Annotated in this window: 7 protein-coding genes and 2 pseudogenes; 6 read left to right on the plus strand and 3 right to left on the minus strand. The window is 66.0% G+C overall.

Translation table 11 applies throughout. The features are described 5' to 3' along the window. Positions 1–94: 94 nt before the first annotated feature. A pseudogene (locus ACIQFZ_RS43070) lies at positions 95–754 on the minus strand (transposase family protein); the annotation flags it as partial. 405 nt (positions 755–1,159) lie between these two features. Here ACIQFZ_RS43070 and ACIQFZ_RS43075 point away from each other — a divergent pair. Continuing rightward, on the plus strand, positions 1,160–1,618 hold the full coding sequence (locus ACIQFZ_RS43075) for a VOC family protein (RefSeq protein WP_402693963.1): 459 nt from the start codon (positions 1,160–1,162) through the stop codon (positions 1,616–1,618). Positions 1,619–2,006: 388 nt separating this feature from the next. Here the strand turns inward: ACIQFZ_RS43075 and ACIQFZ_RS43080 are convergent, their stop codons facing one another. Continuing rightward, positions 2,007–2,093: a DUF3761 domain-containing protein gene (locus ACIQFZ_RS43080; protein WP_225075656.1), complete on the minus strand. Its 87-nt coding sequence runs from the start codon at positions 2,091–2,093 to the stop codon at positions 2,007–2,009. Between ACIQFZ_RS43080 and ACIQFZ_RS43085 the strand changes: the two genes are divergently transcribed. From ACIQFZ_RS43085 to ACIQFZ_RS43100, 4 genes are all read left to right on the plus strand, one after another. Next, a complete protein-coding gene (locus tag ACIQFZ_RS43085) occupies positions 2,086–2,373 on the plus strand; it encodes a hypothetical protein (RefSeq protein ID WP_383064412.1) in 288 nt (95 codons plus the stop codon). The genes ACIQFZ_RS43080 and ACIQFZ_RS43085 overlap by 8 nt on opposite strands. 351 nt (positions 2,374–2,724) lie before the next feature. Continuing rightward, the gene (locus ACIQFZ_RS43090) at positions 2,725–3,066 is read left to right on the plus strand and encodes an ATP-binding protein (RefSeq protein ID WP_402693966.1); all 342 of its coding nucleotides are present in this window, start codon (positions 2,725–2,727) and stop codon (positions 3,064–3,066) included. Next, positions 3,002–3,532, plus strand: coding sequence for a DUF6461 domain-containing protein (locus ACIQFZ_RS43095; protein ID WP_402693964.1), 531 nt, complete (start codon positions 3,002–3,004; stop codon positions 3,530–3,532). Before ACIQFZ_RS43090 ends, ACIQFZ_RS43095 begins: the two co-directional genes overlap by 65 nt. Positions 3,533–3,746: 214 nt before the next feature. Further along, positions 3,747–3,938: a hypothetical protein gene (locus ACIQFZ_RS43100; RefSeq protein ID WP_383064408.1), complete on the plus strand. Its 192-nt coding sequence runs from the start codon at positions 3,747–3,749 to the stop codon at positions 3,936–3,938. A 157-nt stretch (positions 3,939–4,095) separates the two neighbouring features. Here ACIQFZ_RS43100 and ACIQFZ_RS43105 read toward each other — a convergent pair whose 3' ends face one another. Further along, on the minus strand, positions 4,096–4,218 hold the full coding sequence (locus ACIQFZ_RS43105) for a hypothetical protein (protein ID WP_402693965.1): 123 nt from the start codon (positions 4,216–4,218) through the stop codon (positions 4,096–4,098). Between the two features lie 109 nt (positions 4,219–4,327). Here ACIQFZ_RS43105 and istB point away from each other — a divergent pair. Then, a pseudogene (gene istB / locus ACIQFZ_RS43110) lies at positions 4,328–4,963 on the plus strand (IS21-like element helper ATPase IstB); the annotation flags it as partial. Between the last annotated feature and the right edge of the window lie 99 nt (positions 4,964–5,062).

Here is a 5,062-nt window from a genome sequence, read left to right on the forward strand (position 1 = left end):
GCCCGTCGAGTACGAGGCCAACCACTACATGGAATCCACAAAACCACAGGTCACAACCACAATCTGAGATCTCTACCGAACCCGGGGCGGTTCAAGCCATGGCTTGTTCGACGAGGGCACGGATCTTGGCCTGGGATCGGTTCACGGCCTGCTGACCTCTGGAAAGCGTCTCCCATCGGCCGCGGAACGGAACCCGGACCGTACCGCGGGCGCCCTGGTAGCCCTTGTCCGCCCAGCAAGGGATTCGGGCCGGGTCGAGGGCGTTGATGATGCCGTGTTCGCGGGCCGCGCGAACGTCGTGAACGGCCCCTGGCAGTGCGGGCGAGGCCCATAGCAGCCGGCCGAACGGATCGGCGATGACCTGCACGTTCATGCCGTGCTTCTTATGCTTCCCCGAGTAAAAGGGCCGGTCGGCGGCGATCCGGTCGATGGGCAGGAGCGTCCCGTCGAGCGGGACGTACGCCTTCGTCGAAGCAGCCCGGACGGCCTCGTCGAGGGTCGGTGCCAGTGCGGCCAGCAGGTCGACGGCCTCGCTGATGTAGCGGTAGACCGTGCTCGTCCCGACCCCGAAACCCGCCGCGAGCTGGGCGTACGTGGTTCCATTCCGCAGATGCGCCAACACCAGCAGGGCTTGACGGCCGACCGGGAGCCGGCGCCAGCGGCTCTTGATCCGACGACGGTGTTCTCGCAGGCGAGCAGCGAGGAAGGACAGGGATCGACTGGACACGTCCAGCCCGCACGGGTAGACAAGCATGCGAAGCCTCTGGTGGGTACCGGGTGATCTTGGTCGTACCAGGGGCTTCACTCATCTGTCGAACCAACTGGCCAGCTCATGAGGCAAGTTGGCAAAGGCTCAGTGCACTGAACTCGGAGATCACTCTGGCCGACCTCGCAGAGGACATCGCGGAGATCGGCTATCCGATGAACTGAAACATGCAGCACCGACATGGCCCCTGGATACGACGCCGGGGAGCCTCAGACACGGTCAGGTGCCGCCACTCATATTCACGGAGCAGGTTCTCGATGCGACGGTTGGCGACGCCCTGCCGCATCTCAAGGCACTTCGCTTATCGGGTCAAGAGCGCTTGACCTCAAGTTAGGTTCAGCTTCTACCTTCGTGGTCACTGGTAGCCGTCAACCAACCGAGGAGGCAGTTTCCATGGCCACGACCGCCGTTCCAGAGCACTACCGCAACGCCGTAATCGCCCATGTGATGGTCGACGGTGCCGCCAACGCGATCGACTTCTACAGCAAGGCGTTCGGAGCCGAGGAGCTGTTCCGTCTTGGCGGCCCAGACGGGCGCATCCTGCACGCAGAGATCAGCATTCACGGGTCCACCATCATGCTGGGCGATGCCGAAGGCCCTACCTTCACCGCACCGACCACCATTGGCGGTACGACCGTGGGACTACACGTCTTCGTTGATGACGTCGACGTACTTGCCGAGCAGGCCGGCGCGGCCGGCGCGGAACTTCTGCAGCCACCGACCGACCAGTTTCACGGCGACCGCACAGCTATCCTGCGGGATCCCTACGGACACGTCTGGGTCTTCCTCACGCACGTAGAGGACGTGGCCCCGGACGAAATCGCTCGTCGGGCCCAGGCGCTCATTCGCTGAACGTTGAGCCATCGGACAGAATCTGGGCGTCCGACACCACGCCGCCGCAGGTCAACCTGACAACGACGTCCAGAAGGTGCCGCCAGAGCGGTCGTATGCCGGGGCCCGTGGACGAGGCGTGGACGGGATCTTGAGACATTCCCGCAGGTGCACCCCACGAGTGCGGCGACCTTGAATCTCGATCCTTTGCGGGCCAAGCCTGATCGCCATGGCCGCACCTGTCGCGCCGTCTTCTGCCCCGCCCCACGCTGATACCGAGACGGGGCGGCCGTGGGTCCGGACCGCGCGGGCCCAGAGGCCCCGGAGACGCGGGACCCGCCTCCCCGATTCAGCGGGGCAGGCGGTCCCATACTCAACCATCGGCCGGAGCACCGACCTGAGACGTTGACTACCGGTAGAAGACGGCCACGCCACCGTGATGCGAGCAGGCCCCCTGATGGTGAGCGGCGTACGAGTACGTACCGTCATTGCACAGAGCCGTCGCACCCCCGCCCGCAGAACTGGAGCCACCCGACGAGCTGGACCCGCCGCTGGACGACGATCCGCCAGACGTCGAACTGCCGCCCGTTCCCGACCCCGCGGCAGCGGCGTGCGCGGTGACAGTCACCTTCACCTCGACCGTCTTCGTCACCGTCGGCGCGGGCTTCGGCTTCGCGGTCTCCGTCGCCGTGGCCGTCGCGGTGACCGTGGCCGTGGCCGTGGCCGTCGGCTGCACCTTGTCGTTGGCCACCGACTTCGTCGCGTTCGGGTTCTGACCGTCGGCGCCGCCGCTGCCCACGCCCATGATGAACGCGAGGCCCAGGGCGGGCAGTACGAATCGCTTGCGGGCCCACTTGGGTGCGGGACGGACGGCCGGCGGTCCGGGCGGAGGCTGGAACGGCGGCTGGGGCTGGTAGTAGCTCATGGGATCCCCCCGTTTGAGTACGTGCAGGGTGAAGCTATCTACGCGGACTCACTAGATGTGAGGGATTAGTAAAGAAGGTGACTGAGTTGTGACATTGCAACTCTCAACTACCCCCGCAGGCCACTACTCCCGCACGCCCGAGCCACCGCCCCGCCACTCCATCAACTCCGGCTGGCAGCAACCGGGGAAGTGGCCGGGAGAGGTGACGCACGCAAGACGAGCGCTCATTGCCGAAGACGCCGAGTTGATCGTGAGCGATCTGAGCGCGAACGCGATCCTGCACACGGCCAGCGGTCAGCCGCACGGCAGCTTCCATCTGGCCCTCGCCGTCTCCGCGCAGGTGGTTGCCCTGTCGGTCACGGACGACGGAGGTGCCGGCAACGCCCCGAAGGTCGAGCACCAGGGCCAGGAGGCGGAACACGGACGGGGACTCGGAATGGTCAGCGCCCTCGCTCACCGGGTGGTCGTCCACAACAGCCATGGCGGCCACACCGTCACCGCGGAGCTCTACGCGGGCAGCCGGACGGGGGCCCACCCGTGTTGAGGGACAGGCCCCGCCGCGGCTACTGGTGCGCGACGGCCCAGGTGCACCAGGGCAGCCACGGGTACCTCGGAGTGGCACCGCTCGAGGGCTGGTCAGTGATGGTGGAGCCGGCTACATCGGGACGCTCGACGGAGTCCTGTCGCGTCTGTCGGCGGGGCGGACGGCCGTGTCGCACTTCCGGAACGTCAACGCGGTCGATCATTTCAACTGGTTCGAGAACGCGGAGCTGCGGCTCCACTTCGAGCCGTTGTTCGCTCACTACCGGGACGGTAGCGACCCCGACAGCCTGGTGACACCCATGCGTGAGGTGGGCCTCGCTGTCGAGGAAGGGGGCGCAGATGATCTAGACATGGTCACTGCTGCCACCTTCGCTCTCGCCGAGCGCGTCACCGGGATCCGGCTGACGCCAGAATTCCTGGAGAACACCCTGTTCATCGAGGGCGTGGTGCCGATACCCAGAGGCTGACCGGCTCTCGCTGGACCAAGCGGTGACTGACCCCGTCTTCTACGCAGTCGGCGGGCGGGGCGTTGTGTCGAATACGTGTCGACGTTCTCGGCCAGGGCGCCGACCGCAATGAAGGCAACGCCGACGGCACTCGGCAACTTGTCACGGAAGCGAGGCGGACCCGATCTTCTAAGCGCTTGGCCGCATGCCGTGGCTGGTCAGCTGACTTGCCGCCATGACGGATGACATTGTTCTGCGCCTGGACCGTGCCAGCGCCGAGGACCTGTATGAGGTGCTGCGGCTGTTGGGCGAGCACATCGCAGCTGGCGCGCCCATCCCGGAACCGCCGGCGGAGGCGGAGGAGCGGCTGGGCCGTGTATTCAGGTCCCTGGGCGACTCGCTCGGCAGGAAGGGCAGGCTGGTCTAGCGGCAGCCGCCGGGCCGTCTCTGGGCCGCCCGAGGACGCTCGGCAGTGGCAAACGATGACCAATGACAACCGGTCGTAGGCGGGCATCCAGGGCTCTCATCAGCAAGAACCCAGCTCATCAAGATCCCTGGCAAGACCCAGGGCAAGAAGAAGTAAGTCACTTGTCGATGGGTTCGGGAGGCGCCCGGACCCACGGATGGGTGATGTCGACGAGTTTGGGAGGCGCTGGGGTTCTTGCCAGGGCAGCATCGGGGTGCTCCTGCTGAAAGGTGCTGGTCATGCCGCGGATGTCGAAGGTCGAGCTGTACGCGGCGATCCGGCGTGACCATCGCGGCGGCATGTCGATGCGGGAGCCGGAGCGCACGCACGGCGTGGCGTGGCGGAAGCGGCTGTTCACCCCGCAGTGCGACGACCGGGCCCGCCGCCGCTCGGAGAGGAGGATCAAGGCGGCGAACTTCCCCCGGGAGAAGTCCCTGCGGACGTTCGACTTCGAGGCGAACCCGCACATCGACCCCGCGGCCATCCACACCCTCGCCAGCTGCGAGTGGATCAAGAAAGGGCAGCCGCTCTGCCTGATCGGCGACTCCGGCACCGGCAAGTCCCACATGCTCATCGCCCTGGGCACCGAGGCCGCGATGAAGGGCTAGCGCGTCCGCTACACGCTCGCGACGAAGCTGGTCAACGAACTGGTCGAGGCCGCGGATGAGAAGCAGCTGAACAAGACCATCGCCCGCTACGGCCGTGTCGATCTCCTCTGCATCGACGAACTCGTCTACATGGAACTCAACCGCCACGGAGCAGAACTCCTCTTCCAGGTCCTGACCGAACGCGAGGAGAAGAACAGCGTCGCCATCGCATCCAACGAGTCCTTCGGCGGCTGGACCAAGACCTTCACCGACCCCCGCCTCTGCACGGCCATCGTCGACCGCCTGACCTTGAACGGCACCATCATCGAGACCGGCACCGACTCCTACCGCCTCGCCAGCACCCGAGCACGAGCTGAGGAGCCGGCGAAGGCCGGCTGAGCTCAGCTTGAAATTAAACCTTCGGTGATCGTTCGGGGATCGAGTGGTTCACCCACATGGGAATCTGCCGGACATGACGACGACCTCCCTTTCACGCTG

The sequence above is a fragment of the Streptomyces sp. NPDC093064 genome, from assembly GCF_044754605.1.
In the GTDB taxonomy this organism is placed as follows: Bacteria; Actinomycetota; Actinomycetes; order Streptomycetales; family Streptomycetaceae; genus Streptomyces.